The sequence below is a fragment of the Caballeronia sordidicola genome, assembly GCF_000729995.1.
Lineage (GTDB): Bacteria > Pseudomonadota > Gammaproteobacteria > Burkholderiales > Burkholderiaceae > Caballeronia > Caballeronia sordidicola_A.
In genome coordinates, this window is sequence record NZ_JNFG01000025.1 from 68,596 (window position 1) to 95,192 (window position 26,597).

General features: G+C 60.6%; 25 protein-coding genes. 14 read left to right on the forward strand and 11 right to left on the reverse strand.

Annotated elements, in window-relative coordinates; genetic code table 11:
* The first annotated feature begins 401 nt into the window (after nucleotides 1-401).
* Nucleotides 402-3,413: a ribonucleoside-diphosphate reductase subunit alpha gene (locus FH08_RS0123705; RefSeq protein WP_031360747.1), complete on the forward strand. Its 3,012-nt coding sequence runs from the start codon at nucleotides 402-404 to the stop codon at nucleotides 3,411-3,413.
* Between the two features lie 204 nt (nucleotides 3,414-3,617).
* Here FH08_RS0123705 and FH08_RS0123710 read toward each other — a convergent pair whose 3' ends face one another.
* Entirely contained in the window at nucleotides 3,618-5,015 is a 1,398-nt protein-coding gene (locus FH08_RS0123710) for an MFS transporter (protein ID WP_031360748.1), read from the reverse strand.
* A gap of 125 nt (nucleotides 5,016-5,140) precedes the next feature.
* On the opposite strand from FH08_RS0123710, the gene FH08_RS0123715 reads away from it, so the two are divergent.
* The 5 genes from FH08_RS0123715 (at nucleotide 5,141) to FH08_RS0123730 (ending at nucleotide 8,703) form a co-directional block, all read left to right on the forward strand.
* Nucleotides 5,141-5,359, forward strand: a complete 219-nt coding sequence (locus FH08_RS0123715; RefSeq protein ID WP_031360749.1) for a DUF3820 family protein — start codon at nucleotides 5,141-5,143, stop codon at nucleotides 5,357-5,359.
* Nucleotides 5,360-5,704: 345 nt separating this feature from the next.
* Nucleotides 5,705-6,067, forward strand: coding sequence for a hypothetical protein (locus FH08_RS0123720; protein ID WP_031360750.1), 363 nt, complete (start codon nucleotides 5,705-5,707; stop codon nucleotides 6,065-6,067).
* Nucleotides 6,068-6,161: 94 nt separating this feature from the next.
* Entirely contained in the window at nucleotides 6,162-7,457 is a 1,296-nt protein-coding gene (locus FH08_RS0123725) for a ribonucleotide-diphosphate reductase subunit beta (RefSeq protein ID WP_031360751.1), read from the forward strand.
* Between the two features lie 211 nt (nucleotides 7,458-7,668).
* Nucleotides 7,669-7,983, forward strand: a complete 315-nt coding sequence (locus FH08_RS53495; RefSeq protein WP_075583370.1) for a hypothetical protein — start codon at nucleotides 7,669-7,671, stop codon at nucleotides 7,981-7,983.
* A gap of 30 nt (nucleotides 7,984-8,013) precedes the next feature.
* Entirely contained in the window at nucleotides 8,014-8,703 is a 690-nt protein-coding gene (locus tag FH08_RS0123730; RefSeq protein ID WP_031360752.1) for a histone H1-like DNA-binding protein, read from the forward strand.
* Between the two features lie 261 nt (nucleotides 8,704-8,964).
* Here FH08_RS0123730 and FH08_RS0123735 read toward each other — a convergent pair whose 3' ends face one another.
* The 10 genes from FH08_RS0123735 to FH08_RS0123785 form a co-directional block, all read right to left on the reverse strand.
* Entirely contained in the window at nucleotides 8,965-9,441 is a 477-nt protein-coding gene (locus tag FH08_RS0123735) for a glycine zipper 2TM domain-containing protein (protein ID WP_031360753.1), read from the reverse strand.
* A gap of 143 nt (nucleotides 9,442-9,584) precedes the next feature.
* Nucleotides 9,585-10,520: a carbohydrate kinase family protein gene (locus FH08_RS0123740; RefSeq protein ID WP_031360754.1), complete on the reverse strand. Its 936-nt coding sequence runs from the start codon at nucleotides 10,518-10,520 to the stop codon at nucleotides 9,585-9,587.
* 324 nt (nucleotides 10,521-10,844) lie between these two features.
* Entirely contained in the window at nucleotides 10,845-11,345 is a 501-nt protein-coding gene (gene tpx, locus FH08_RS0123745) for a thiol peroxidase (RefSeq protein WP_031360755.1), read from the reverse strand.
* Nucleotides 11,346-11,533: 188 nt separating this feature from the next.
* Entirely contained in the window at nucleotides 11,534-12,886 is a 1,353-nt protein-coding gene (locus FH08_RS0123750; RefSeq protein WP_031360756.1) for a zinc-ribbon and DUF3426 domain-containing protein, read from the reverse strand.
* A gap of 45 nt (nucleotides 12,887-12,931) precedes the next feature.
* Nucleotides 12,932-13,834 (reverse strand): 50S ribosomal protein L11 methyltransferase, encoded by a 903-nt coding sequence (prmA, locus tag FH08_RS0123755; protein ID WP_031360757.1) that lies wholly within the window; start codon nucleotides 13,832-13,834, stop codon nucleotides 12,932-12,934.
* Nucleotides 13,835-13,855: 21 nt separating this feature from the next.
* The gene (gene accC, locus FH08_RS0123760) at nucleotides 13,856-15,238 is read right to left on the reverse strand and encodes an acetyl-CoA carboxylase biotin carboxylase subunit (protein ID WP_031360758.1); all 1,383 of its coding nucleotides are present in this window, start codon (nucleotides 15,236-15,238) and stop codon (nucleotides 13,856-13,858) included.
* Nucleotides 15,239-15,434: 196 nt separating this feature from the next.
* Complete coding sequence (gene accB / locus FH08_RS0123765; protein ID WP_031360759.1) at nucleotides 15,435-15,920, reverse strand: acetyl-CoA carboxylase biotin carboxyl carrier protein; 486 nt, start codon at nucleotides 15,918-15,920, stop codon at nucleotides 15,435-15,437.
* A 155-nt stretch (nucleotides 15,921-16,075) separates the two neighbouring features.
* Entirely contained in the window at nucleotides 16,076-16,540 is a 465-nt protein-coding gene (gene aroQ / locus FH08_RS0123775; RefSeq protein ID WP_031360760.1) for a type II 3-dehydroquinate dehydratase, read from the reverse strand.
* Between the two features lie 202 nt (nucleotides 16,541-16,742).
* Nucleotides 16,743-17,294 (reverse strand): TlpA family protein disulfide reductase, encoded by a 552-nt coding sequence (locus FH08_RS0123780; RefSeq protein ID WP_031360761.1) that lies wholly within the window; start codon nucleotides 17,292-17,294, stop codon nucleotides 16,743-16,745.
* Nucleotides 17,291-17,941 carry a hypothetical protein gene (locus FH08_RS0123785; RefSeq protein ID WP_031360762.1) on the reverse strand — a complete coding sequence of 217 codons (651 nt, stop codon included), beginning with the start codon at nucleotides 17,939-17,941 and terminating at the stop codon, nucleotides 17,291-17,293. Before FH08_RS0123785 ends, FH08_RS0123780 begins: the two co-directional genes overlap by 4 nt.
* Nucleotides 17,942-18,122: 181 nt before the next feature.
* Between FH08_RS0123785 and mpl the strand changes: the two genes are divergently transcribed.
* The 8 genes from mpl to FH08_RS0123825 all read left to right on the forward strand — a co-directional run bounded on the left by mpl (nucleotide 18,123) and on the right by FH08_RS0123825 (nucleotide 26,513).
* Nucleotides 18,123-19,523, forward strand: coding sequence for a UDP-N-acetylmuramate:L-alanyl-gamma-D-glutamyl-meso-diaminopimelate ligase (mpl, locus tag FH08_RS0123790; RefSeq protein WP_031360763.1), 1,401 nt, complete (start codon nucleotides 18,123-18,125; stop codon nucleotides 19,521-19,523).
* Nucleotides 19,520-20,107 carry a YqiA/YcfP family alpha/beta fold hydrolase gene (locus tag FH08_RS0123795; RefSeq protein WP_031360764.1) on the forward strand — a complete coding sequence of 196 codons (588 nt, stop codon included), beginning with the start codon at nucleotides 19,520-19,522 and terminating at the stop codon, nucleotides 20,105-20,107. The genes mpl and FH08_RS0123795 overlap by 4 nt, the downstream gene beginning before the upstream one ends.
* A 98-nt stretch (nucleotides 20,108-20,205) precedes the next feature.
* Nucleotides 20,206-22,305 (forward strand): ribonuclease catalytic domain-containing protein, encoded by a 2,100-nt coding sequence (locus tag FH08_RS0123800; RefSeq protein WP_031360765.1) that lies wholly within the window; start codon nucleotides 20,206-20,208, stop codon nucleotides 22,303-22,305.
* Complete coding sequence (gene aroE, locus FH08_RS0123805) at nucleotides 22,302-23,171, forward strand: shikimate dehydrogenase (protein WP_031360766.1); 870 nt, start codon at nucleotides 22,302-22,304, stop codon at nucleotides 23,169-23,171. The genes FH08_RS0123800 and aroE overlap by 4 nt, the downstream gene beginning before the upstream one ends.
* A gap of 49 nt (nucleotides 23,172-23,220) precedes the next feature.
* Complete coding sequence (gene mtgA / locus FH08_RS0123810; RefSeq protein ID WP_031360767.1) at nucleotides 23,221-23,943, forward strand: monofunctional biosynthetic peptidoglycan transglycosylase; 723 nt, start codon at nucleotides 23,221-23,223, stop codon at nucleotides 23,941-23,943.
* A gap of 69 nt (nucleotides 23,944-24,012) precedes the next feature.
* Nucleotides 24,013-24,312, forward strand: a complete 300-nt coding sequence (locus tag FH08_RS0123815) for a type II toxin-antitoxin system HicB family antitoxin (protein ID WP_051888468.1) — start codon at nucleotides 24,013-24,015, stop codon at nucleotides 24,310-24,312.
* Between the two features lie 477 nt (nucleotides 24,313-24,789).
* A complete protein-coding gene (locus tag FH08_RS0123820) occupies nucleotides 24,790-25,113 on the forward strand; it encodes a helix-turn-helix domain-containing protein (RefSeq protein ID WP_031360769.1) in 324 nt (107 codons plus the stop codon).
* Entirely contained in the window at nucleotides 25,113-26,513 is a 1,401-nt protein-coding gene (locus FH08_RS0123825; protein WP_031360770.1) for a HipA domain-containing protein, read from the forward strand. Before FH08_RS0123820 ends, FH08_RS0123825 begins: the two co-directional genes overlap by 1 nt.
* Nucleotides 26,514-26,597: the final 84 nt, after the last annotated feature.

The following is a 26,597-nucleotide window of genomic DNA, read 5'->3' on the forward strand; positions in this document are numbered from 1 at the left end:
AGACGTAATTCGCACTATATGTTGTGTTGTCCAGGCGGCGCCCCGCTCGTAGAGCCGGCGCCGCATGCTTTCCGGCTATAGAAGAAAACACCGGGTAAGCAACTGATTTGTCGCGTAAAAGACGTCGGCATTCAGTTTGAAAAACCGAGGCAAACGGGCGTAGCGAGGGAGGTTGTCTTCGTCGGTTTGAAGCGTATCGGTCCATGGAAAAACATGAGACTGAGCGCAAGAACGGCACCGGCAATTTTCCCGACCAGGCCATTTTCAATTTTTAATTTCATCGTCGTGCGCGGTTGGCAAAAATAGTGAATAGCAGCAAAGCAGCAACAAGCAGCCACCACGCGCGGCACGCATCTCAATCCGCGGACGTTCCGCACCATCGAACACCTGGAGATTTGCACATGCAAACCACCGACAACGCCACGACTTCCTACGAGGGCGCCTCCGTGCGGCCCATCGGCGCACAGAGCCAGCCGGGCGCCAGCGCGCTCGCGCCGGACGCCACACTGGCCGACTACAAAGTCATCCGCCGCAACGGGACCGTGGTGTCGTTCGAGCCGTCGAAGATCTCCATCGCTGTGACGAAGGCGTTCCTGGCCGTAAACGGCGGCCAGGGCGCAGGCTCGGCACGCGTGCGCGAGCTCGTCGAACAACTGACGCAAAGCGTTATCCGGTCGCTGGTTCGCAGCCGTCCGAACGGCGGTACGTTCCATATAGAAGATATCCAGGATCAGGTCGAACTCGCGCTGATGCGCGGCGGCGAGCACAACGTGGCGCGCGCATACGTGCTGTATCGCGAGAAGCGCACGCAAGAGCGCGCGCACGCGCCGGAAACCCGGGCGAACGCGCTGGGAATCAACGTGATCGACAACGGCGTGTCGCATCCGCTGGATCTGGACGCATTGAAGGCGCGCATCAACGAAGCGTGCGTGAATCTCGGCAGCGAAGTGAACGCCGACCCGATCGTCGCGGAAACGGTGAAGAACCTGTACGACGGCGTGCCGATGGCGCAAGTCTATGACTCCGCCATTCTCGCCGCGCGCACCATGATCGAAAAAGACCCGGCGTACAGCCAGGTCACCGCGCGCATCCTGCTGCACACCATCCGTCGCGAAATCCTGGAAGAAGACGTCTCGCAAGGCGAAATGGCCACGCGCTACGCTGAATACTTTCCGCTCTTCATCAAGCAGGGCGTGGAAGCGGAACTGCTCGACGAAAAGCTCCAGCAGTACGACTTGAAGCGTTTGGGCGCCGCGCTCGATGCCGATCGCGATCTGCAATTCGGTTACCTCGGCCTGCAGACGCTGTATGACCGCTACTTCCTGCACAACGAAAACAAGCGCATCGAATTGCCGCAGGCGTTCTTCATGCGCGTCGCAATGGGCCTGGCGCTGAACGAAATCGACCGCGAAGCGCGGGCAATCGAGTTCTACAACGTGCTGTCGAGCTTCGACTTCATGTCGTCCACCCCCACGCTGTTCAACTCCGGCACGCGCCGTTCGCAACTGTCGTCGTGCTATCTGACTACGGTTGCCGACGACCTCGATGGCATCTACGAAGCGCTGAAGGAAAACGCGCTGCTGTCGAAGTTCGCGGGCGGCCTCGGCAACGACTGGACGCGCGTGCGTGCGCTCGGTTCGCACATCAAGGGCACGAACGGCAAGTCGCAAGGCGTGGTGCCGTTCCTGAAGGTTGTGAACGACACGGCTGTTGCGGTGAACCAAGGCGGCAAGCGCAAGGGCGCGGTGTGCGCGTACCTGGAAACGTGGCATCTGGACATCGAAGAATTCCTGGAACTGCGCAAGAACACGGGCGATGACCGTCGCCGCACGCACGACATGAACACGGCGAACTGGATTCCCGACCTGTTCATGAAGCGCGTTCACGAAAACGGCGACTGGACCCTGTTCTCGCCGGCAACCTGCCCGGACCTGCACGACCTGTTCGGCGCACCGTTCGAAAAAGCGTACGTTGCGTATGAAGAGAAAGCCGCACGCGGCGAGATCAAGCTGTTCAAGAAGGTTCCGGCCGCGCAACTGTGGCGCAAGATGCTGGGCATGCTGTTCGAAACGGGTCACCCGTGGATCACGTTCAAGGATCCGTGCAACATCCGTTCGCCGCAGCAGCACGTGGGCGTCGTCCACTCGTCGAACCTGTGCACGGAAATCACGCTCAACACCAGCGACACCGAAATCGCCGTCTGTAACCTCGGCTCGGTGAACCTGGTCGCGCACATGACGAAGCAAGCCGATGGCACGCTCGCGCTCGATCACGACAAGCTCAAGCGCACCGTCAGCGTCGCCATGCGCATGCTCGACAACGTCATCGACATCAATTACTACGCAGTCGCTAAAGCGCGTAATTCGAACCTGAAGCATCGTCCGGTCGGCATGGGCATCATGGGCTTCCAGGACTGCCTGCATTTGCTGCGCACGCCGTATGCATCGAAGGAAGCGGTCGAATTCGCCGATACCTCCATGGAAGCGGTCTGCTACTACGCTTACTACGCATCGACGGAACTGGCGCAAGAGCGCGGCCGTTACTCGAGCTATCGCGGCTCGCTGTGGGACCGCGGCATTCTCCCGCAGGATTCGCTGAAGCTGCTGGCCGAAGCCCGGGGCGGGTACGTGGAAGTGGACGACAGCGCGTCGATGGACTGGACCGAACTGCGTTCGCGGATCGCCAACTACGGCATGCGCAACTCGAACTGCGTGGCGATCGCTCCGACCGCGACCATTTCGAACATCATCGGCGTGTCGGCGTGTATTGAGCCGACGTTCCAGAACTTGTACGTGAAGTCGAACCTGTCAGGTGAATTCACGGTCGTGAACGATTACCTGGTGCGTGACCTGAAGGAACGCGGTCTGTGGGACGAAGTGATGGTCTCGGACCTGAAGTACTTCGACGGCACGTTGTCGCGTATCGACCGGGTTCCGGCTGATCTGCGGGCAATCTACGCGACCGCGTTCGAACTGGACGCGACCTGGGTTGTGGAAGCTGCGTCGCGTCGCCAGAAGTGGATCGACCAGGCGCAATCGCTGAACATCTATATGGGTGGCGCGTCGGGCAAGAAGCTGGACGAGGTGTACAAGCTGGCGTGGCTGCGCGGTTTGAAGACCACGTACTACCTCCGCACGATGGCCGCCACGCACGTCGAGAAGTCGACGGTCGCTCACGGTCAGCTGAACTCGGTGCCGTCGGGTAACTCGGGGAACGGCGAAGGTGGAGCGTCAGGCGCGAACGGCAACGGATTCGGCTCGCAGGGTTCGCACGGATCGTCGACAGGTGGCTTCAACGCCGCTGCCGTCGCGGCACCGGCAATGGCCGCTGCGGCTGAAGCAGAGGCCGATGGTCCGGTTTGCATGATGCGTCCGGGCGATGCCGGCTTCGACGAGTGCGAGGCTTGCCAGTAAGCGGTAGAAGGCGCGGGGCCGTTGCAATCGGCCTCTCGCTGGTCAGATAGTCAGTGGGATTGAAGGCCGGTACGAAACGTTGGTTCTTTCCGCGTGGAAGGGGCGGGCGAATTCGGAACCGGCCTTTTCTTGTTTGTGCTCGCCTATTTGTGCTCGCTGAGTTCCGGTGGCTGCATCGCCTTTCCGAAACGCCGCGCACCCGCTTTACCCCCGCGTGCCTCTCGATATCTCATGCCCCGCGTCCCGTCCCAACTTCGCGGTAATCGGAATCGAAAGAAACGAAAACAATCCAACGACCACGAACGCAGGCCAGAAATCCGACCAGACGATGTGCGGATGTCCCTGCAGCTCATGCGAAATCTGCAGCGCGATCCCGCCGATTGTCACGCCCAACCCCAGCGACACTTGCTGGATAAAACTCCCGAGACTCGTCGCGCGGCCCACATCGCGGCTTTCGATCTCGGCATACGTCAGCGAGTTGAGACTCGTAAATTGCAACGCCGGGAAAAAACCGCCGAGCAGCACGACGGCCCAGATGACCCACGTCGGCGTGCCTGGATAGAACATGCCGCAGGCGGCGATCGCGATGCCCGACAGCGCCGCGTTGACCATCAGCGTCTGCCGGAAGCCGAACCGGTGCAGCACGCGCGACGCGAGCGAGCGCATGAACATGCCGCCGAACGCGGACGCGCAAGTGATCGAGCCGGACTTGAACGCGCTCATGCCGAGGCCTTCCTGCATCGCAAGCGGAAGCAGGAAGGGCACCGCGCCCAAGCCGATACGAAACAGCGAACCGCCCACGACGCTCGCCTGGAAGGTCGGCACGCGCAGGAAGCGCAGATCGAGGAGCGGAATTTTTACGCGTCGCGAGTGCAGCAAATACACGATGAAGAAGGCCACGCCGGCGAGCGTCATGCCCGCGGCTGTGCGATCGGTGACCAGCTCGCCGCCGATCAGCGAGAGCCCGAGCAGAAACAATGTGCCGCCGCTCGCCGATAAAAAGAAACCGAACCAGTCGAGCGGTCCGGGATGCGGCTCGCGCGCGTTACCGATGTAACGGTTCGTCAGGTAGATGCCGAGGATGCCGATCGGGATGTTGATGAAGAAGATCAGGCGCCAGTGCAGATAGGTCGTGATGAAGCCGCCGAGCAGCGGGCCGACGGCGGGGCCGAACATGGCGGGCAGCGAGAGATAGTTCATCGCGCGGATGAATTCGGAGCGGCGCACCGAGCGGAAGATGATGATCCGGCCGACCGGCACCATCATCGCGCCGCCTACGCCCTGGACGAAGCGCGCGAGCGTGAACGGGATCAGCGAGGTGGACGCCGCGCACAGGAGCGAGCCGGCGACGAAGATGCCAATGGCGAGACGGAAGATCGTGCGCGCGCCGAAGCGGTCGGCGACCCAGCCGCAGATCGGGATGAAGACCCCGAGGCCGAGCACGTAACTGGTGACGGCGATCTTCAGCGTGACGGGATCACGGCCAAAAGCTTTGGCCATTTCGGGGATCGCGGTGACGATGACATTGGCATCGACGCTTTCCATGAACATCGCGCAGGCGACGATGAGAGGGGCAACGAAAGCTTTGATGGCTAGCGACATGGAGAACGGAAGGAGATCTCTTCGCGGCGGGAAGCTGGGATTATGGCATCGATATCATGACAGCGACATCGCGAGTTGCCGCGATGAGCGACATTGAGCGACGATAAAACCCGAGGAGAGCGACGATGGACCCGGAAGATTTGCAGCGTCTCGTCACGCAGAAGATGCCCTATGGAAAGTACAAGGATCGCTTGATCGCGGACCTCCCCGGTCACTATCTTGCGTGGTTCGCACGTGAGGGTTTTCCTGCAGGACAACTCGGCCGGCTGCTCGCGCTGATGCACGAAATCGATCACAACAACCTGCGTGAATTGCTCACACCGCTGCGTGACAAGCGATGTTGAAAAGCGGCGCGCAAGCGGGCGCTGCCGGGTGATTCATGCGCGCGTCCAGTGACCTCTCGGCCGCGTTTTCACGCTTGAAATCTGCTCTTGCATGACGCATTCGTTTGTACTATAGGTAGTCGTCACAGGCTCGAAACACCCAATATTTTGTGGTTTTGCCTTTGCGATGACGACGTCGAGTGCTACACTTTCGACATGGAAACGAGACGCGCCAGCGTGTCGTTTTTCGCAGCAAGACACATGTGATCGCGAGCTCAGCGCAACGGGTTTTCCAGAGTCGGGAAGCACTTGAAAAGTGGGTTGAAGCGGGGCGGTTGAGGCTCAGTCGAAGCTCAGTCGAAGCTCATGATCCGAAGCCTGACTCATCCGATTTTGAACGAGTCGCGAGCAGCACTTAACCGGGCGATCGCACACGGTCACGCTCAGCGCGAAGATGAGAGATGCGTGAGAAACGCGCGAGAGACGCTCCACGTTTTCATCGAAGCAATCATGCCGTGCAAGCTGTTCGATCTCACGCTTGAACTACGACGCAAATTACGCACGCAAGACGATTCACAGCAGAGCCGGACGATGCAGGTGCTCCAGGCAAAAGCAACGCTGAAAGAGCTTGAAGAAGCACTGCGCCAAGCACTGCATCGAACACGTTCAAAGAGACTTCGCATGAAGCTTCAAGCAGTGAGCTCAACGCAAAGTGTTGTATGCAAGTAGCAGCGTCAACACTAAAACAGGATTTTTATGAGCAAGCTCTTTTATCGCTCATGGAAAGATGGTACAAACCGATCTAAATTGATGGTGATAATTTATGCTCAACTGGGATGACGAGACCACTGCCGTAACTCCCTCGAACGGTTCGCAACACAACACGTTGCGTAACCCGGCGGGTCAGGTTGCGGGTTTCAGCCAAGCAGTCAGCCAAGCATCGCGCGCTGCAGCTCCAGTCACTTCGCATGCAGCCACGCAAGTTGCTGGTCATGGCGTTCTTCAAACGGCTCATCAAACGTCAGCGGCACCGAATATTTTTGCGAGCGACTTCGTTGCTCCCGCAGCACCCAGCGCCAGCGACATCGCGGCGGCCAGTGCGAAGCGGGTGAATGTGGCGGACAAGCGCATCATCAACGGCAAGACCGACGTGAATCAGTTGGTGCCGTTCAAGTACAAGTGGGCGTGGGAAAAGTATCTGGCGGGTTGTGCGAACCACTGGATGCCGCAGGAAGTGAACATGTCGCGCGACATCGCGCTGTGGAAGGACCCGAACGGCCTGTCCGACGACGAACGCCGGATTGTGAAGCGCAACCTCGGTTTCTTCGTCACGGCCGACTCGCTCGCTGCCAACAACATCGTGCTCGGGACGTATCGCCACATCACGGCGCCCGAGTGCCGGCAGTTCCTGCTGCGCCAGGCGTTCGAGGAAGCGATCCACACGCACGCGTATCAGTACATCGTCGAATCGCTGGGTCTGGACGAGAGCGAAATCTTCAACGCGTATCACGAAGTCGACTCGATCCGCGCGAAGGACGAGTTCCTGATTCCGTTCATCAACACGCTGACCGATCCGGCATTCACCACCGGGACGCTTGAAGCGGACCAGAAATTGCTAAAGTCGTTGATCGTGTTTGCTTGCGTGATGGAAGGGCTCTTCTTCTACGTCGGCTTTACGCAGATCCTGGCGCTGGGTCGCCAGAACAAGATGACGGGCGCGGCGGAGCAGTATCAGTACATCCTGCGCGACGAGTCGATGCACTGCAACTTCGGCATCGACCTGATCAACCAGATCAAGCTGGAAGAGCCGCAACTGTGGACGCCGGAATTTCGCGCGGAGATCCGCGAGATCTTCCAGGAAGCCGTCGAGCTGGAATATCGGTACGCAGAAGACACGATGCCGCGCGGCGTGCTCGGTCTGAATGCCTCCATGTTCAAGAGTTATTTGCGGTTCATCTGTAACCGTCGATGCCAGCAGATCGGCCTCGACCCGCTGTTCCCGAACGAAGAAAATCCGTTCCCGTGGATGAGCGAGATGATCGACTTGAAGAAGGAACGCAACTTCTTTGAGACGCGAGTGATCGAGTATCAGACCGGCGGCGCGCTGACTTGGGAATAAGCGAGTAAGCGAATCGACGAGTGAACGTCGGTCAGCGGCAATGGACGCATTGCCGCGACGAATCAGATGCAGGGAAGCAGATCAAATCAGATCAAGAACGGGCGCCCGCGGAGGGCGCCGAGCAGACGGGATGAATGGCAAACCGGCGCCATTCGCGTGCGATGACAATTGCGCGCGCGCCGGCCAACAGGTTTAGGAGAACGGTCGCCTGATGCAAAGTGCGCCTTGTGGCTTAACAGCCCAAAAAGATGACAGGCGTTTTGCGGACCCTTCAGTGGGACGGGCAAACTTCCCCCCGAAATATGCCGTCGGCAGCGCCGACGGCCCGATCAAGCGATTGCCGGCACCTTCTTCTGGTGCTGACTTAATTTGGCGCGCTGTGCCTCGTGGCACCGCGCGCCTTGCCGTATTCATTAGCGTAAGCAAGCTCCATCAGCGTACGCCGATGAATAATCCGCTTCGCAGCGTGCGTCCTGAGAAGCCCACGCGGGAAGCGGGTTTTGACGAAGGGTGTTGTTTGAACTGACTCTCATCTTGAAACCTGAAGGAGAAAATGATGGCATTAGCCAAGAAATCCGTCGCAAAGAAAGCTGCAGCGAAACCGGCTGTGAAGAAGGCACCGGCAGCGAAGAAGGCACCGGCAGCTAAGAAAGTTGCAGTGAAGAAGGTTGCAGCCAAGAAAGTCGCAGTGAAGAAGGTCGCGGCGAAGAAGGTTGCAGCCAAGAAGGCGCCGGCGAAGAAAGTTGCCGCCAAGAAGGTTGCAGTGAAGAAGGTTGCAGCCAAGAAGGCGCCTGCGAAGAAGGCAGCGGCTAAGAAGGTTGCCGCCAAGAAGGCGCCTGCGAAGAAGGCTGCTGCTAAAAAGGCGCCTGCCAAGAAGGCTGCGGCCAAGAAGGCCCCTGCCAAAAAGGCTGCCGCTAAAAAGGCCGCTGCTAAAAAGGCGCCTGCTAAGAAGGCACCTGCCAAAAAGGCGGCCGCCAAGAAGGCTGCGCCCGCCAAGAAGGCTGCCCCTGCTGCGAAGAAGGCTGCCGTAGCTGCTGCTCCGGCTGCGGCTCCTGCTCCTGCTGCAGCGCCCGCTCCGGTTGCTAAAAAGGCTCCGGCCAAGAAGGCTGCCGCTGCGAAGAAGACGACTGCGGTAGCACCGGCAACGACGGTAACGACACCTGCAGCGCCGGCCCCGGCTGCAACGGTCAAGACGGCGTTGAATCCGGCCGCTGCATGGCCGTTCCCGACGGGCAGCCGTCCGTAAGCGCAGGCTGTAACAGTACTTCGACACACGCGATGTGTCTCGTGACCGTGTAGTGCTACGCGGTCCAAACCCGCTCCCGGTGGTTACCGGCAGCGGGTTTTTTTATCGGCGTCACATGTGGCGCAGGCGCCGCGCTCAGCGTTATCACATCAACGCACACCAGATTCCCGGACGAAAAAAAGCGCATGTGCCCGAAGGCGCATGCGCTTTTCTCCCACCCCGGCAAGATCGATTCGATCACGCCGCTACGTTCTCCATCCGCTAGTGCGTCACTCGCGTCACACCGCCGCTCGATAACAACCGAACGCGCTCGCCGGCCTGGAATACTTCGCCGGTCGCGGTTTGAGTAATGGCGCGCATGTCGCCGTTATCCAGGCGCACGGTGATCTCCAGTCCATTCTGCGTGGCGACGCCGTTCTCGACAGCATTGCCCGCCACCGCGCCCGCGATCCCACCGATGATTCCCGTCACGATCGAACCACGGCCGCCGCCGAGCGCGCTGCCGGCCACCGCACCCAATGCACCGCCGCCGATAGCGCCAAGCCCGCTAGGCTGGCCGTTGTTCGTGCTGATCTTCACACCGCGCACGCTGTCGACGGTAGCCATGCGGACCGTTTCTTCGCGCTGGGCCTGCGACGCGGTGTACACATCGGGCGAACTACTGTTATAGGCACACCCCGTCACGACGACGGAACTAAGAAGCGCTGCTGCCAGCGCCATACGACTTGTCATGCTCATTCTCACTCTCACTCCACACAAAATTACGGCAGGCTGTTGCTCGCAAAAGCCAACAGCCTGCCGCTACATGTCATTGCTCAAGCGTCGCCCAAATTCGCTTCAATGACGCATTTCAACCTTCTTCACTGCAGGGCTTCAACCGCTTAGAGCGCCGAACCAAATGCCTCCTGGAAGCGCTCGCCGATCTCGGCACGGGTGGGTGCATACGTCTGCGGTCCCTGATGTTCGATTTTCAGCGCACCCATCAGGCTGGCGAGACGGCCCGTTTTTGCCCAGCCCAGCTTGTTCTCGATGCCATACAGCAAGCCACCGCGGAATGCGTCGCCGCAACCGGTTGGATCAACGACTTTCTGAGCCTTAACGGCCGGAATTTCTTCGATGCCTTCAGCGTGCAAAATCTGCGCGCCGTGTTCGCCACGTGTGATCACGAGTGCTTGCACACGGCTCAGAATTTCGTCGATCGACCAACCGGTCTTGTTGCTCAGCAATTTCGCCTCGTAATCGTTGACTGCCACGTAAGTGGCGAGTTCAATCATGCGACGAAGTTCCACACCTTCGAGGATCGGCAGGCCCTGGCCCGGATCAAAGGCGAAGGGCACGCCTGCTGCCGCCAGTTCCTCGACGTGCTGGCGCATGCCGTCGGCGCCGTCCGGTGCAACTATGCCCAGCGTGATGCCCTTGGTTTCGCCAGCGTGGTTCAGGTGTGAGTCCATCATCGCGCCCGGGTGGAAGGCGGTGATCTGGTTGTTCCCGAGATCTGTCGTGATGAAGCATTGCGCCGAATGCTGGTCGGGCAGGACGCGCACATATTCCTTCGACAGACCCAGCGCATCGAAACGATCGAGGTAGAGCTGGGCGTCGGCTTCGCCGAGCGTGGCCATGATCTTCGCGTCGCCGCCGAGCAGCTTCAGCGCGTAGGCGATGTTGCCCGCGCAGCCGCCGAAGTTGCGCCGCATCGTGGGGACGAGGAAGCTGATGTTCAGCTGATGCACCTGGTCCGGCAGGATGTGGTCGCCGAAGCGGCCCTGGAACGTCATGATGTTGTCGTAGGCGAGCGAGCCGCAGATGAGCGTAGACACTGGCGAATTCCCTGAAAGTAAATCGACGAGCGGGCGTCGATGAAAGTACGTCGATGAAAGTGCGCGCAGGCTCGAGTTCCTGTGCGTCGTGCATAGCTGCATGAAGCGCTGCGCATTCGTCACGCGGCGGGTGTTCCACCCCGTCACGGATGCGCATGGCGGCTTGCGGCCGTGGCGAGGTGAACCCGCCACGGCTGAATGAATAACAGTCTTGCTTCGGGTGTTTATCCGGCGCGGCGAGAAATGGTTCGAGAAGTGGTTCGAGAAGCGGCTCGCCGCCGCTCGGAGAGAGGCAGGCCGCAACCGGCCCGCGCTCTTCTATGCTTACTTCAACGCGGCCAGCGCTGCGTCGTAGTTCGGTTCGTCCTTGATTTCCGGCACGAGTTCCGAGTACAGCACCTTGTCGTTTTCATCGATCACCACCACTGCGCGCGCCGTCAGGCCCGTCAACGGTCCGCTCGTGACATCGACGCCGTAGGCCTGCGCGAAGTCATGGCCGCGGAATGTCGATGCCGTCACCACGTTCTCGATGCCTTCCGTCGTGCAGAAGCGCGTTGCTGCGAAGGGCAGGTCGCCCGACACGACCACGACCACGGTGTTGTCGAGTCCGGCCGCGGCAACGTTGAACTTGCGCGTGGAGGTGGCGCACGTGGGCGTGTCGAGGCTCGGCACGATGTTCAGGACTCGGCGCTTGCCGGCGAAGCTCGCCAGTGTCAGGTTGCCCAGATCCTTGCCGACCAGGGTGAAATCAGCTGCTTTTGCGCCGGCTGCCGGGAACGTGCCTGCCACGTCGATCGGATTGCCGCCGAGGGTAACTTGGCTCATGTCTACTCCAGAAAGTGTCTGATGGTCAGGGAATATGCGCGTCGCCCGACCGGGGACGGACGAGCGACACGCGCGGAAAAAGACGACTGGCTAATTATAGAAACGTGCGGAAAACGCGTAGGAAACGGTCAAGCGTAAAAACGTGAAAGCGGATGCGCGTAAGCAGACGCGCGTAAGCAGACGCGCCGTCAGGGATAAAAAATCTGCACGCGATAATTCGCCGCGACCGCATCGCCGGTATCGAGCCGCACGATCACGGGCTGCGTACTGCGCGCCGCGAGACCTGCGCCGATAACCGTGCCCGGACGCGCATAGTCTTGCGGCCACAGGACGCGACGGATCGCGACGTTGTTCTTGTCGTCGAGGAGGGTGAGCTCCAGCGCCGGATATCCGATCGCCACGTCAAAGCGATTGCGCAGCGAGAGTTTCAGCTCAAGCTTGTGCGATCCGTCCACCTGGCGCAGACCGGAGTTCTCGATCTGCAGGCCGTCGATATCCCGCGGCGGTGCGACCACGCAGCCAATCTGCTCGCACGCTTGCACGAAGAGCGGCTGAGACGCGGGCCAGTTGACCATCACGGTTTCCCGTTCCCACCACGCGAACTGCGCGAGCAGGGTGACAAGCAGCACAAGCGCGATCAGCGAGCCGATGATCTTCCAAACGGTTCCCGAGCGGACCGGCGCGCGCGTTTCACGGATAACGGGGAACGGCTCAGACGTGGGTTCGGACCGGGGGTCAGACGACACAGCTGCGCTGCCGAAGCTCGGCTCGGCGGGGCCTGTTGCCCACGGCGCAGCGGGTGGTGTGCCGAGCGGGGCGGGTTCGGAGCGGGTGGTGGTATCGACTGGGCGGCGGGGTGCGGACGTTTCGGGCTCCGCATCCGGTGCGCTGCGGCCGACGAACGGTTCTGTACGCGACTCCGTACGTGACTCTGCCCGTGCCTCATTCAGCGCTTCGTTTTCAGTGCGGCCAATGAAGGGATCAGTGCGCGATTCGTTCAGCGGATCGCCATCGTTACGACCCACGAAAGAATCGGCACGCGGTTCTGTGCGGGCGGGGGTATCGGCGGATGCTTCAGCTCGCGCGTCCGCCTCAGCGCGATTAACCGCTTGCCACGGGAATTCGGTGCGTCCTTTGCCCGGAAAATCGCTGTCCGCACGCGGGTGCGATATCGCTTCAGCGGCAGCGAGTCCCCCAAGCGGTTCAGCGCGCTCAACCGGCGTGCGTTCCGCTTCGGCCTGAGGTGCGAGGGCGGTGGTGGGGATAAACGGGTGCAAAGGGATGCCCAGCGCGTCGCGCTTGTCGCTTGCGACTTCGGCGCTCGACTTCTCTGCCCACGGGCTTGCCGGATCTGCGGCGTAATTGGGCGCGGTTGCAGCCAGCGCGGCCATGACGGTTTCGTCGCGGTCGAACTGGTAATGAGCTGCGTCGAAGATTTCCTGGCAATGACCGCAACGCACGCGGCCGTCGTGCGGCGCGAGTAGATGCGGGTCAAGACGGAACACCGTTTCGCAGTGGGGACAGCGGGTTGCCAGCGCCATATGTAGCCGAAGGCCAGAGGCCGGTAGATGGACGATGGCGCTATTCTAAAGGCTTTCGCGGCGGGTACCGGCAAGACACACCCAGCCTTCGTGTTCCTGCCATACGCTGATGTCGATCCAGTGCGCATAGACGGCGGCCACTTCGTCAGCCTGGCGCGCCAGAATGCCCGACAAAGCGATGCGTCCGCCCGGTTTCACGCGTGCTGAAAGCATGGACGCCATCAGCTTCAGCGGGTTCGACAGAATGTTCGCGACCACGATATCGAATTGCCCTTCGGGGAGATCGGCGGGCAAGCCGTAGGTGACATCGGCGTGATTGCGCTCGCTATTTTGACGCGCGGATTCCACGGCTTGCGGATCGATATCGATACCGATCACCGGATTCGCACCGCATTTCTTCGCCAGGATCGCGAGGATGCCGGAACCGCAACCGTAATCGAGCACGGACTGGTTTTGCTCAACCGACTGTTCCAGCCATTCCATGCACAGCCGTGTAGTCGGATGGCTGCCGGTACCGAACGCGAGACCTGGATCAAGTTCGAGCACGAGTGCGTCGGGATCGGGTGCTGCATGCCACGACGGCACGACCCAAATCCGCTTGCCGATAGGAATCGGATCGAACTGGGATTGCGTGAGGCGCACCCAGTCCTGATCCTCGACATCGCGCAGCGTGAAGACCGGCGTGTCCTTCAAGCCGATCTCATTGGCCGCCGCCGCAAGCAACACGGCGGGATCGGCGGCATCCGCCAGAAGGGCGACCACGCGCGAGCGGTTCCACGCCTTCTGGTCCGGCGTGAGGCCGGGTTCGCCGAACAGCGGTTGCTCGTCGGGGGTATCGGCGTCGGCATCTTCAACAGACACCGACAGCGCGCCCAACTCCAACAGCGCATCCGACAACGCTTCGGCGTGTTCCCGGTCCAGCTCGGCGATCAATTCCCGGTAGCTCATCTTCAAACCTTACTTATTGCGTTACTGCGCCGCGTCTTCTGCAGCAACGGCAGCTGCCGCCTTGCGCGCAGCGAGCTTGTTTTCGAGGTAGTGAATGCTCGTGCCGCCTTCGACGAACTTCGCATCGATCATCATCTCGCGATGCAGCGGGATGTTGGTCGAGATGCCTTCCACGACCATCTCCGACAGCGCAATGCGCATGCGGTTGATCGCCTGCTCGCGAGTCGCGCCGTAAGAGATCAGCTTACCGATCATCGAATCGTAGTTTGGCGGCACGAAATAGCCGTTGTACGCGTGCGAATCGACACGAATGCCCGGACCGCCCGGCATATGCCATGACGTAAGACGTCCCGGCGACGGCGTGAACTTGAACGGATCTTCGGCGTTGATCCGGCATTCGATCGCGTGACCGCGAAACACGATGTCCTTCTGGCGGAACGCGAGCTTTTCGCCGGCAGCAATACGGATCTGTTCCTGCACAATATCCACGCCGGTAATCAGCTCCGTCACCGGGTGCTCGACCTGCACGCGCGTGTTCATTTCGATGAAATAGAACTCATTGTTCTCGTACAGGAATTCGAACGTACCCGCGCCGAGATAACCCATCTTCTTGCAGGCGTCGGCGCAGCGATCGCCAATCCGCTCGATCAGGCGTCGCGCAATACCCGGCGCCGGGGCTTCTTCAATCACCTTCTGGTGACGGCGCTGCGTGGAGCAATCGCGTTCACCGAGCCAGATTGCGTTACGGAACGAGTCGGCAAGAATCTGGATTTCAATGTGCCGCGGGTTCTCCAGGAATTTCTCCATGTAGACCTGCGGGTTGCCGAACGCACGGCCGGCTTCTTCGCGGGTCATGTTCACCGCGTTCACCAGCGCCGCTTCGGTGTGCACCACGCGCATCCCACGCCCGCCGCCACCGCCTGCTGCCTTGATGATCACCGGATACCCCACGGCGCGTGCAATCTTCACGATTTCTTTCGGATCGTCGGGCAATGCGCCTTCGGAACCCGGGACGCACGGCACGCCCGTCTTGATCATCGTTTGCTTGGCGGAAACTTTGTCGCCCATCAGGCGGATGGTTTCCGGACGCGGTCCGATGAACGTGAAGCCGGATTGCTCGACACGCTCCGCAAAATCCGCGTTCTCCGACAAGAAACCGTAGCCGGGGTGGATCGCTTCGGCGTCGGTGACTTCGGCCGCGCTGATCAGCGCAGGCATGTTGAGGTAGCTGAGGTTGGACGGAGCCGGTCCGATACACACGGCTTCATCGGCCAACTTCACGTACTTGGCTTCTTTATCTGCTTCCGAATAGACGATGACCGTCTTGACGCCTAGTTCGCGGCACGCGCGCTGGATTCGGAGCGCGATTTCACCACGGTTCGCAATGAGGATTTTTTCAAACATAGCAAGGTTTCGACTCATCGATGGAACGCCGGGACGGTTGCCCGCGGCGGTCCTGGGAGATCGGCGGCGCGTCTCGCTCGTTAGTCTCACACATCAAACTAATCAAGCGAGCGCCCGAGTGCTGCGGCCACCGGCTGGGCGCATGACGACTGACTGCGCTTATTGTCCGGCGGCATCGCGGGGAATTAGTCGCCGATCAATCGCCGATCAGGAACAGCGGCTGACCGTACTCGACGGCCTGGCCGTTCTCGACCAGGATTTCCTTCACGACGCCCGACTTGTCCGACTCGATTTCATTGAGCAGCTTCATGGCTTCAATGATGCAAAGCGTCTGGCCTTCCTTGACGGTGTCGCCGACCTGCACGAACGCGTCGGCGCCCGGCGACGGCGCACGGTAGAACGAGCCGACCATCGGCGACGTCACGACGTGACCTTGCGGCACGACGGCAGCCGGCGTAGCCGGCGCGCCGGCGGCGGCACCCGCATTGCCTGCGTCGCCCGGATGGCCGTATTGCGGAGCTTGCTGCATCGGGGCTTGCTGCATGTACTGCGGAGCCTGCATGTAGACCGGCGCGGCATTCTTGACGATGCGAACCTTGCCTTCGCCTTCGGTCACTTCCAGCTCCGAGATGCCGGATTCCGAGACTAGGTCGATAAGCGTTTTAAGTTTACGAAGGTCCATCGAAAATTCCCCTTTCAATGCTTGGTGACCGGAAGCTTTTTCCGGTGCTTGACTTGGTAGTTGGGCGCCGCCGACGGGAGCTTTGTCCGATGCTGCAGACGCAGGCTCCGCATCAGGTTGTGCGAGCAGTTCATTTGTTTTGAGCGGATCGCGACTCAAGTGCGTGGCTTCACAACAGCATTCGTAGCAAGACGCTCGAGAGCGAAATCGAGCGCATACAGATAGCCTTTCCAGCCCAGGCCGCAAATCACGGCAACGGCCAGATCGGAGAAATAGGAGTGATGCCGGAAAGCTTCCCGCGTGTGCACGTTCGACAAATGAATCTCGACGAACGGCAGCGCCACGCCCGCGAGGGCATCGCGGATCGCGACGCTCGTATGCGTATAAGCAGCGGGATTGATCAGCACGAAGTCCACCTGCTCGGTCCGCGCTTGCTGAATGCGGTCCACGATCGCGCCTTCATGATTGCTTTGAAACGAAGACAATTCCGCGCCGGCCGCCTGTGCCTTTTCTGCGAGCGCCTTATCGATATCTGCGAGGGTTACCCGACCGTAGACATCCGGTTCGCGGGTGCCGAGCAGATTAAGATTTGGGCCGTGCAGGACCAGCAGTCGGGACATAGTGGCTTTGGTTTGTGCGGAGTTGGGCGCACTTTAGCGCCCTTTAGAGAATTTTGTCTAGTTTTACGACTCGCCCAACCGACGGTTCAGGGGACGAGGCAGGTCGGATACCCGCATTTTGCACGTATTTTCGTCGAAAGTTTCTGGAAATGACGGCATCTCCCCGCGATCGATATCGATTTGAGGAGGATCAAACGGCCGTCTATAAGGCGTCGAGCGTCGCTTTCAGCTCTTTTGGATCGACTTCGCCGAGTTTTGTCGACCGAATCACACCTTTCGCATCGATGACCACAGTGAAGGGCAGCGCGCCCGCGTTATTACCGAAGCTGCGTGCAAGATCGGCGCCGCCGAAGCCCGCGATATAGATCGGGTAATCGACGGGTACCTTCTGAAGAAACGCGTTGACGTTTTTCTCGGAATCGACGCCAAGACCAATAAACGTGATGCCTTTCTTTTCATATTCCCGATGCAGCGCCGCGAGCGTCGGCATTTCCTTCACGCAAGGGCCGCACCACGATGCCCAGAAGTTCACGACCACCGGCTTGCCTTTGAACGAGGCGAGCGCTTGCTGCGTTCCGGCAGCGGTTTGCAACTGCGCTTTCCAGAGATCATCGACGGCGTTGCCGCTTGCCTTCGAGGTGCCCTCGGCGGCCTGGCTCGTTTCACCGCCCATCATCATATGGCTGGCGTAGAAACCGCCGCCAGTTGCCAAAATGGCGATAACGAGGGCAGCAGCGATGCGCATTGAGTTCATAAAGAGGTGGCCGGTATGGGGGCGGGGGGCTCGTCGAGCAATGCGCGCACGGCGGAGGCGCTTGCACGTGCAAGCTTGCCCCGGCCGTCCGCGCGCACGGCGCCGCGCAGGTCGTTGGTGTCGTAGAGCGCGACGTGAATACCCATGGGTTCTTCGTCGCGCGAGGGGCGCATCAGGAAGCTCAGGGTTTCGACGTAACCGCGGCCGGCAAAGTGCCGCGTCTCCGATACGTCGTATTGAACGTTCGCGTTCAGCAGGTAAATCGCGACTTCCTTGGGGTTATCGCAGAAGCATTGCAAGTGGATGTCGGAGTGCTCGCCTGCTGTGCCGTTCAGTACGGCGCCGGTCAGGTAGGGATTGAACGGCTGGAGCCGTTGCATCCATTCGAGTGCGACTTCGCGCATTCGGCGCAGGACGGCCGGCTGGCTTTCGCTCTGGAAGATCGCCTGGTATTCGCGGATTTCGTCTTCGATCTGACCGTTATCCGGAAGCCATTCGCCGCCAATGCGTGTTTCGCCGACGACCTGGCGCGCGGCTTTGCGCTTCGCGGTGGAATAGTCGAGGCCGTCTTCGGCGATCAGCCGCGCCGCCGCAATGGCGATTTCTTCGCGCACGCGTTGCGGATCGAAATGTGATTTGCGAATCATGGCGGAATGATACCGGAGATAGGTTTTCGATCGCATGCGGGGGGCGGGGCGGGGCGACGGTCAGCAAAAATCTGTGTCTATCCGTCGGTTACAATGTACCGCTACGGGCGCGGGTAGCGGGCGTCGGAATACCTCGCTCATTTCCCCGCGTTACGGCCCTCCCGCCACGAACACACGCTTTATGCACATTCACATCCTCGGTATCTGCGGCACATTCATGGGTGGTCTCGCGGTCCTCGCCCGCGAAGCGGGTCATCGCGTTACCGGCTGCGACGCGGGCGTCTATCCGCCAATGAGCACCCAGCTCGAAGCGCAGGGCATCGAGTTGATCGAAGGTTACGGCGTGGAGCAAATCGCGCTTGAGCCGGATCTGTATGTAGTGGGCAATGTCGTTACGCGCGGCAATCCGCTGATGGAAATCATCCTCGATCGCGGCTTGCCCTACACGTCCGGTCCGCAGTGGCTCGGCGAACACGTGCTCAACGGTAAATGGGTGCTCGCGGTCGCCGGTACGCACGGCAAGACCACGACCAGTTCCATGCTGACCTGGCTGCTCGAAGATGCCGGCATGAATCCGGGCTTCCTGATCGGCGGCGTGCCCCTGAATTTCGGCATTTCGGCACGGCTGACGGATTCAAGCTTTTTCGTCATCGAAGCTGACGAATACGACACCGCCTTTTTCGATAAACGCTCCAAGTTCGTTCACTATCGCCCGCGCACGGCGGTGCTGAACAACCTCGAATTCGATCACGCCGATATCTTCCCGGATCTTGGTGCTATCGAAACCCAATTTCATCATCTGGTACGTACCGTGCCCGGCGTCGGCCGGATCGTGACGAACGGTCGCGAAGCCGCGCTCGAGCGCGTGCTGACGCGCGGCTGCTGGTCGGGCGTCGAGCGCTTCGGCGTGCAAGGCGGCTGGGAAGCGCTGCCGGCGAGCGACGGTGTTGCCGTCGATGAGCAGTTCGCCGTGTACTGGGAAGGCGAGCGCCAGGGCGTGGTCGACTGGCAAGTGCAGGGTGAGCACAATCGAATGAATGCGCTGGCGGCGATCGCGGCGGCGCGTTCGGTGGGCGTTCCGCCCGCGCAGGCGACGCAATCGTTGAGTACGTTCCGGAACGTGAAACGCCGGATGGAAGTGAAGGGCAGCGTGGACGGCGTGACCGTCTACGACGACTTCGCGCATCACCCCACCGCGATCGAAACGACGGTAGCGGGCTTGCGGACGCGTATCGGCGCAAATAGCCGGATTATTGCCGTTCTCGAACCGCGTTCGAACACGATGAAACTCGGCACGATGAAAGCGCAATTGCCGGCCAGTCTCGCCGATGCCGACCTGGTCTTCGGCTACGGCGCGCACGAAGGCCGCGACAAGCTCGGCTGGGATCTGCAAGCGGCACTCGCGCCGCTCGGCAACAAAGCCCAGGCATTCAACGACCTCGCGATGCTCGTCAAGTCAATCGTTGCAGCGTCGCGTCCTGGCGACCACGTGCTCGTGATGAGCAACGGCGGTTTTGGCGGCGTGCATCAGAAGCTGCTCGATGCACTCTCTGCGCGGCCGGCCATCAAGGAGCGGGTGTGATTCTTTATCTGCACGGCTTTCGGTCATCACCACAATCGTTCAAGGCTCGCCTGATGCGCGCACAGCTGGAAGAGTTGGGACTGATCGACCAATGGCAATGTCCGACGTTGCCGGTCTCGCCCCGTGAAGCCATCGCGCTGGCTGAAACGCTCGCCGCACAGGCCGATGACGATGAGATCACGTTGATCGGTAGCTCGCTCGGCGGGTTCTACGCAACGTGGCTCGCTGAAAAACACGGCTGGCGTGCCGTCCTGCTGAATCCGGCGGTCGTGCCGCAAGAGGATCTGAGCTGTTATCTCGGCGAGCAGCCGTTGTGGCATGGCGGCGGCAGTATTGTGGTCGAGCCGCGTCATATCGACGAATTGCGTGCGCTTTCCGTTCCATCCATCACCCGGCCTGAGCGCTACTATCTGATCGCGGCCACCGGCGACGAAGTGCTCGACTATCGCACCATGCTCGCGCATTACCCGGACGTGCGGACTACGCTGATCCAGGGCAGCGATCACGCGATCAGCGACTTTCCCAGTTATCTGGACCAGGTGCTCGCGTTCTGCGAAGCCCGGCCGCCCGCTGTCGCGGCCTGATGACCCTGAGCGTTTCTTTTTTTGTGGGCCTGGCGCTTTGTGCGGGATGTGAACCCGACCGGACGCCACGCCGACCAACAGTCTTTCGAGAGTATTGAGTGAACGTTTTTTTTGAGGAATCAGGTAGTTTCAAGGCCGGCGCCGTTCTGTCCAAGCAGAACGATGCGTTTCAGGTCGAGTTGCCGGGCGGACGGCGCGCGAAGGTGCGCGCCAAAGACGTATTGATCGAATTCGAGAAACCGAACGCAGCCGATCTGATGCAACAGGCCGATGCTATCGCACAGGACATCGATCTCGACTTCCTGTGGGAGTGCGCGCCGGAAGATGAATTTCCGTTCGCTGAACTGGGCGCTGATTATTTCGGCGATAAATTCGGCGCTACCGAACGCGCCGCGCTCGTGCTGCGCATGCACGGTTCCCCGGTGTATTTCCGCCGCAAGGGGCGCGGGCAATATCAGCGCGCGCCGCAGGAACAGCTGCAAATGGCGCTGGCCGGGCTGGAAAAGAAACGGCAACTGGCGCTGGTGCAAGCGGGTTACGAAGCGGAACTGGTCGCGGGAAAACTGCCCGATGCATTGGTGGGCAAGGCGATCGGCTTGCTGACGAAGCCGGACAAGAACTCTATTGAATATAAGGCGCTCGAAGCCGCCGCCGCTACGCGCGGGATTTCGCAAGCGCGGCTGATGCTGGAAGTGGGCGGCATTCCGTCGGCGCGTGCGTTGCACGAAGCGCGTTTCCTGTCGGAGTTTTTCCCGCACGGGACGGGCTTCGCAACGGTCACGGTGCCGCCGCTTCCCGACGATCTGCCGGAAGCGGACGTGCAGGCGTTTTCTATTGATGACGTCACCACCACTGAAATTGATGACGCGTTCTCCGTCGAGCATCTCGCCGATGGCCGCGTGCGCGTCGGTATTCACATCGCGGCGCCAGCGCTCGGGATCTCGCGCGGCGACATGATCGATGCGATCGCGCGCACCCGCTTGTCCACCGTGTACATGCCCGGCGACAAGATCACGATGCTGCCGGACAGCGTGGTGGAAGCGTTCACGCTGGCTGAAGGTGGATTGCGGCCGGCGTTGTCGCTGTACATCATTGTGAATCGGGAGACGCAGGAAATTGTCGCGACCGAAACGCGCGCCGAGCGTGTGTTCGTGAAGAGCAATCTTCGACACAACCATCTGGACGAACATGTCACCGAGGAATCGCTCGCGGCAGGCAGCGGCGAGTATGCGCACAAGGATGACATCGCGGTGCTGTGGCCGCTCGCGCAGGCGCTGTTCGAAAAGCGTCAGGAAGCGCGTGCGGGGTATGGTCTGCGGCGCGAAGTGCAGCGCAACAACGACTTCAATTTCTATGTGGAAGGCGAGCACATCACGATCACGCCGCGTCGACGCGGGTCTCCGCTCGACCTGATCGTCGCCGAGCTGGCGATTCTCGCGAATTCATCGTGGGGCGCGTTTCTCAACGATCACAGCGTGCCGGGGATCTACCGCTCGCAACGCGGATTTGGCGCGCCGGGTCCGAAGCGCACGCGCATGCAGACCACGCCCGCGCCGCACGAAGGGCTGGGCGTTGCGCAATATGCGTGGAGCACGTCGCCGTTGCGTCGATACGTCGACCTGGTCAATCAATGGCAGTTGCTCGCGTGCGTGCGGCATGGCGTGACGGCGGCACTGGTCGCGCCGTTCAAGCCGAAAGACGCCGATCTGTTTGCTGTTGTTCAGGGCTTCGATGACCAGTATTCCGCGTACGCCGATTATCAGCGGCGCATGGAGTATTTCTGGTGCCTGCGCTGGTTGAAGCAGGAGGGCAAGAAGCACGTGGCGGCGTCGGTGGTGAAAGATGATCTCGTGCGTCTGGATGAAATCCCGCTGATGCTGCATGTGCCAGGTCTGGGCGTGCACGCGCGCGGGACGAAGGTGATGCTGGACGTCATGAGTCTCGATGAACTCACCGTCGAGGCGTCGTGCCGTTTGCTGCATGTGATCGATGCGCCTTCGGCCACGTCGACGCAGGAAGCCGAGGCGCAGCAGGACGAGGCGGAAGAAGAGTTGATCGAAGCGGAAGATTTGAGCGCCGAGAGCGAAGCTGAGGCGCAGGCGGAAGCGGCGCCCGAAGGTGCCGGGCCAGATGGTGAATCTCCCACGGATGAACCAGCCGGTGAAAGCACGCCTGACGCGACGGAGCCGACGCGATGACTTCGGGCGCTGTATCTCGGGACGATCTGGACCACTATGCCGTGATCGGCAATCCGGTTGCGCATAGCAAATCGCCGTGGATTCACGCGCGTTTTGCTGAGCAGACTGGTGAGGCGATCGAGTACGGGCGCGTGCTCGGGACAATCGGCGCGTTCGCCGGCGATGTCCGTGCGTTCATTGAAGCCGGTGGTCGCGGCATGAACGTGACGGTACCGTTCAAGCTCGATGCGCACGCTTTCGCGAATACGCTCACGCCGCGCGCCGCCGCAGCGGGTGCGGTGAACACGTTGGCATTCAGTGCAGATGGCGTGCTCGGTGACAACACGGACGGGGTGGGCCTTGTTCGTGATATCGAAGGGAATCTGGGCGTGGGGTTGAAGGGCGCGCGCGTGCTGCTGCTCGGCGCGGGCGGAGCCGCACGCGGCGTCGTGCTGCCCATGCTCGATGGCGGCGTGGCGGCGTTGACTATTGCGAACAGGACGGCGTCGAAGGCGCAGCAGCTCATCGATCACTTCTCCGATGCCGCGCACGCCGCGCATGTGCGTTTCTCCGGCGGCGGCGCGGATAGCGTCGAAGCGGGCCCGTACGATGTGATCGTCAACGCGACGGCAGGCAGTCTCGACGACTCTGTGCCCGATTGCGATGACGGTTCGTTTGGCCCCGGCACGCTCGCCTACGACATGATGTACAGCGCCCAGCCGACCGTGTTCATGCGTCACGCCGACAGCCTCGGCGCGCGTTCGACGGACGGTCTCGGGATGCTCGTCGAACAAGCGGCCGAATCGTTTTTCCTGTGGCGCGGGGTGCGCCCGGATAGCGGCGCGGTGCTGCGGGCGTTGCGGCTGGAGTTATCGACGAAGGTTTAGTTGAGCGCGTGGATCAGCGCGCCGTTTCGTTCCAACCAGAAGAAGCACGATGACAAGAACAAAATCGCCCGTTCGTCTCGGGCCGGCTCGGTGGATTGTCTACGGGATCTCGGTCATGGCGATTGCCGTCATTGCCACGCAGGTCTACTTCTTCGCGATGGTCGGGATTTATACGTTCGTTAATCCTTCATCGACGGCGTTCATGCGTTCGGATGCGTGGCGGCTTGCGCAAGACCGTCCCGATCTCGGCATCCAGCGCACCTGGGTTCCGTACGACCAGATTTCGCGCAACCTGAAGCGCGCGATCATTGCGTCCGAGGACGCGAACTTCGTCAACAACAACGGTTACGAAACCGACGCCATCCTGCAAGCCTGGGAGAAGAACAAGGCGCGCGGCAAGATTGTCGCGGGTGGGTCGACCATCTCGCAGCAACTGGCGCGCAACCTGTTTTTATCGCGGGAAAAGAGCTATGTGAGGAAGGCGCAGGAACTAGTCATCACATCGATGCTCGAGCTCTGGATGGACAAGGAACGCATCTTCGAGATCTACCTGAATTCGGTGGAGTGGGGCAATGGCGTTTATGGGGCGGAAGCGGCGGCGCATTATTACTACAAGACGTCGGCGTCGAAGCTGAGCGCGTGGCAATCGGCGCGGCTCGCGGTGATGTTGCCCCGGCCGAAATACTTCGATGAACATCGCGGGTCCGCGTATTTATCGCAGCGGGCGGGGGTGATTACGCGGCGGATGGGCGCGGCGGAATTGCCGCATTGAGGGGCTTGTGCGTTGAGGTAACGGAACCGGTTTGCTTCAGCGCCGCAGCACACTATCAGGGTGAGATATATGGAATTTCCAGTGGCGATCCACAAGGACGAGGGGAGCGTGTACGGCGTGATCGTGCCGGATATTGCCGGCTGTCACTCGTGGGGAGACACGATCGAACAGGCGATTCACAACACTCGCGAGGCAATCGAAAACCATGTCGCCACGTTGACCGAATGCGGCGAAGAGGTTGACCTGTCTGTTATGCCGGTCGAAGTGCTGCGTCATCGATCCGAGTATGTGGGCGCGGTATGGGCGCTTGTCGACGTCAGTCCGGTCGAGTTCGATACCAAACGCGAACGGGTGAATACCGACCGCTGAGCTTGTGAACCCTCGTTTCACCTTTAAAAGCCCCGACTCGTCGGGGTTTTTCTCGTGTCGAGCGTGCCTGGCATAGGGTGAGTCTCCACGCAACTGATGCTCCCGATGGACTGCTGAACCGTAAGGCCATCAATTTGCAGGCGTTGGTTTGTCATTTTGCTAATTCGCCGCCAGTGCGAAGGTTGTCCCTTCCCCCGATTTTTCCGCCCAAAGTAGACCGCTGCAATGAGCGTTCTCCGGAGATTCGCATTCTGCACGGCGCCAACTGGCGGGCTCAGCAAAGGCGGCCGGCTCAAATATAATCCGCATTATTGTGCAAATATAGAAATTATCGAAGTCAAAACACAGTGCGCGGGCTATATTTACATATAACGCAAGTATCCATTCAACGAGGGCCTGTTGAACCATAGTTTCTTGATAGAGAAACTATGGTTCCAAGTGCCGGGTTGACCCTTATTGTTTCCATATAGAGCAACTATGGCTCGAACTCTGTCACCTCACAATCCGGACATCAACCCGCTGGCGCTGGACTCGGCCGCGCTCGGTGCGCTCGTGCGTAATCGTCGGTTGCAGCAGTCGATGCGTATCGACGACGCGGCCGCCTTGCTCGGCGTGTCCTCTAACGTGCTTTCCCGGCTTGAAAACGGCCATCCAGTCGGCTCCGACCGACTTTTCCGCGTGCTCGAAGGCCTTGGGCTAAACATGCTGGTGCTCCCAAAGAGCGAGTCGACGACAGCGCTTCGGGCGCTGGGTGTGACGACAAGCCATGCGAAAACGCCTCTTTCGGCGAGGCAATCCTGATGGCGCACGTGCTCAATGTTTCGACTCAGGATGGGTGGGTAGGGCAGATCGGGTTCGAGTCGCAGCAGGACATCTACAGCTTCACATACGATGAACACTGGCAGGCCAAGGATGCTGCTTTCCCGCTTTCGCCACATATCCCACTATCGGGAGAGCCGCCGAAACTTGGGACGGTGCATCGTTTTCTCTCGAATTTGCTTCCCGAAGGGCGCGCGCTCGAGGTCGCCTCGGTCATGTACCAGATGTCGAAGGACAACACATTCGGTCTGGTGCATATCCTGGGGAAAGAACCGGTCGGCGCATTGAGTTTTACGGCCGTGGCCAGAGAGGGAGCGCCCGCCGAGAGCGGCGCCGAAGCTTCGGAAGCCGAGCGCACGGCCGTCGAAGAGAAAGACGCGCCGCCAGTGCGCCGAATCGTGCTCAATGAAGAGCTGAGCGAGCGTATTCGTCGCCGCGACGAGATCCCCTTTCCGGTCTGGGACCGCAAGCTCAGGCTGTCGGTAGCGGGCTTCCAGGACAAATTGCAGGTGCTGGTCGAGGGGGAGTCGCTCTCGCTCGTGGACGGCGGACCCATCAGCTCGACGCACATCCTTAAGCCGGAGTCTCTCAATCCCGCATCCGCTTTCATGGTTGCAAACGAGCACTTCTGCATGACGCTGGCCGCGAGCATCGGGCTGCCCACGGCGGCAGTACAAATTCGCCGGATTCCGGAGCCGATACTGCTCATCGAGCGTTTTGACCGTGAAGTGGAGGTCGATCCCGCCGACGGCGTGACCGCGCTTCGAGTTCGCCGCACGCACGTTATTGACGGCTGTCAAGCGCTGGATTTGCCCGTGAGCCTCAAGTACGAGCGCAACTTCGGTAACGCCCAGGCGGTTCGCGACATCAGGGAGGGCGCGAGCTTTGAAAAGCTGTTCGCGCTTGATCCACATCTTGAGAACCCTGCACATGCCCGCCAGATCATGCTGCGGTGGGCGCTGTTTCAGCTCTTCATCGGCAACAGCGACGCGCACGGCAAAAATCTATCTTTCCATGTGCGTCCCGCCGGCCTGTCGCCCGCGCCTTTTTACGATTTGGTATCCGTCAACGCTTATGGAGATGTTGTCGAGCAAGACATGGCACTGGCTTATGGCGACGCATTCCGGCTGGAAGAGATCACCGCTTTTGAACTTGCGTACTTCGCTCAGCGTACGGGTACGCCCAGGCCTTTCCTTGCACGTGAACTGACGCGTATGGCGCACGCGATAACGCGCGTCGCGGGGGATCTGGCGCAGTCGGAGGTGTACGTGGGCGAGGAACGGGTCCTTGTGGGGCGCATCCGTGATTTCGTGAGCGTCCAAGTGGACAAGCTCATGCAACTGGCGCCAAAGGTGCCCAGGATCGACCAGTCACTGCTCTAGGAGTCTGCGCGGCAGAACGATATGTCATCCAAATGGATGGGGTAAACGTTGTTGAATGATGACGACCAGCTATCTCCCCTACAA

Coding starts and splice junctions, on each gene's coding strand:
- FH08_RS0123705 (WP_031360747.1), top strand. CDS start 402: ATGCAAACCACCGACAACGCCACGACTTCCTACGAGGGCGCCTCCGTG.
- FH08_RS0123710 (WP_031360748.1), bottom strand. CDS start 5,015: ATGTCGCTAGCCATCAAAGCTTTCGTTGCCCCTCTCATCGTCGCCTGC.
- FH08_RS0123715 (WP_031360749.1), top strand. CDS start 5,141: ATGGACCCGGAAGATTTGCAGCGTCTCGTCACGCAGAAGATGCCCTAT.
- FH08_RS0123720 (WP_031360750.1), top strand. CDS start 5,705: ATGATCCGAAGCCTGACTCATCCGATTTTGAACGAGTCGCGAGCAGCA.
- FH08_RS0123725 (WP_031360751.1), top strand. CDS start 6,162: ATGCTCAACTGGGATGACGAGACCACTGCCGTAACTCCCTCGAACGGT.
- FH08_RS53495 (WP_075583370.1), top strand. CDS start 7,669: ATGCAAAGTGCGCCTTGTGGCTTAACAGCCCAAAAAGATGACAGGCGT.
- FH08_RS0123730 (WP_031360752.1), top strand. CDS start 8,014: ATGGCATTAGCCAAGAAATCCGTCGCAAAGAAAGCTGCAGCGAAACCG.
- FH08_RS0123735 (WP_031360753.1), bottom strand. CDS start 9,441: ATGAGCATGACAAGTCGTATGGCGCTGGCAGCAGCGCTTCTTAGTTCC.
- tpx (WP_031360755.1), bottom strand. CDS start 11,345: ATGAGCCAAGTTACCCTCGGCGGCAATCCGATCGACGTGGCAGGCACG.
- FH08_RS0123750 (WP_031360756.1), bottom strand. CDS start 12,886: ATGGCGCTGGCAACCCGCTGTCCCCACTGCGAAACGGTGTTCCGTCTT.
- prmA (WP_031360757.1), bottom strand. CDS start 13,834: ATGAGCTACCGGGAATTGATCGCCGAGCTGGACCGGGAACACGCCGAA.
- accC (WP_031360758.1), bottom strand. CDS start 15,238: ATGTTTGAAAAAATCCTCATTGCGAACCGTGGTGAAATCGCGCTCCGA.
- accB (WP_031360759.1), bottom strand. CDS start 15,920: ATGGACCTTCGTAAACTTAAAACGCTTATCGACCTAGTCTCGGAATCC.
- aroQ (WP_031360760.1), bottom strand. CDS start 16,540: ATGTCCCGACTGCTGGTCCTGCACGGCCCAAATCTTAATCTGCTCGGC.
- FH08_RS0123780 (WP_031360761.1), bottom strand. CDS start 17,294: ATGAACTCAATGCGCATCGCTGCTGCCCTCGTTATCGCCATTTTGGCA.
- FH08_RS0123785 (WP_031360762.1), bottom strand. CDS start 17,941: ATGATTCGCAAATCACATTTCGATCCGCAACGCGTGCGCGAAGAAATC.
- mpl (WP_031360763.1), top strand. CDS start 18,123: ATGCACATTCACATCCTCGGTATCTGCGGCACATTCATGGGTGGTCTC.
- aroE (WP_031360766.1), top strand. CDS start 22,302: ATGACTTCGGGCGCTGTATCTCGGGACGATCTGGACCACTATGCCGTG.
- mtgA (WP_031360767.1), top strand. CDS start 23,221: ATGACAAGAACAAAATCGCCCGTTCGTCTCGGGCCGGCTCGGTGGATT.
- FH08_RS0123815 (WP_051888468.1), top strand. CDS start 24,013: ATGGAATTTCCAGTGGCGATCCACAAGGACGAGGGGAGCGTGTACGGC.
- FH08_RS0123820 (WP_031360769.1), top strand. CDS start 24,790: ATGGCTCGAACTCTGTCACCTCACAATCCGGACATCAACCCGCTGGCG.
- FH08_RS0123825 (WP_031360770.1), top strand. CDS start 25,113: ATGGCGCACGTGCTCAATGTTTCGACTCAGGATGGGTGGGTAGGGCAG.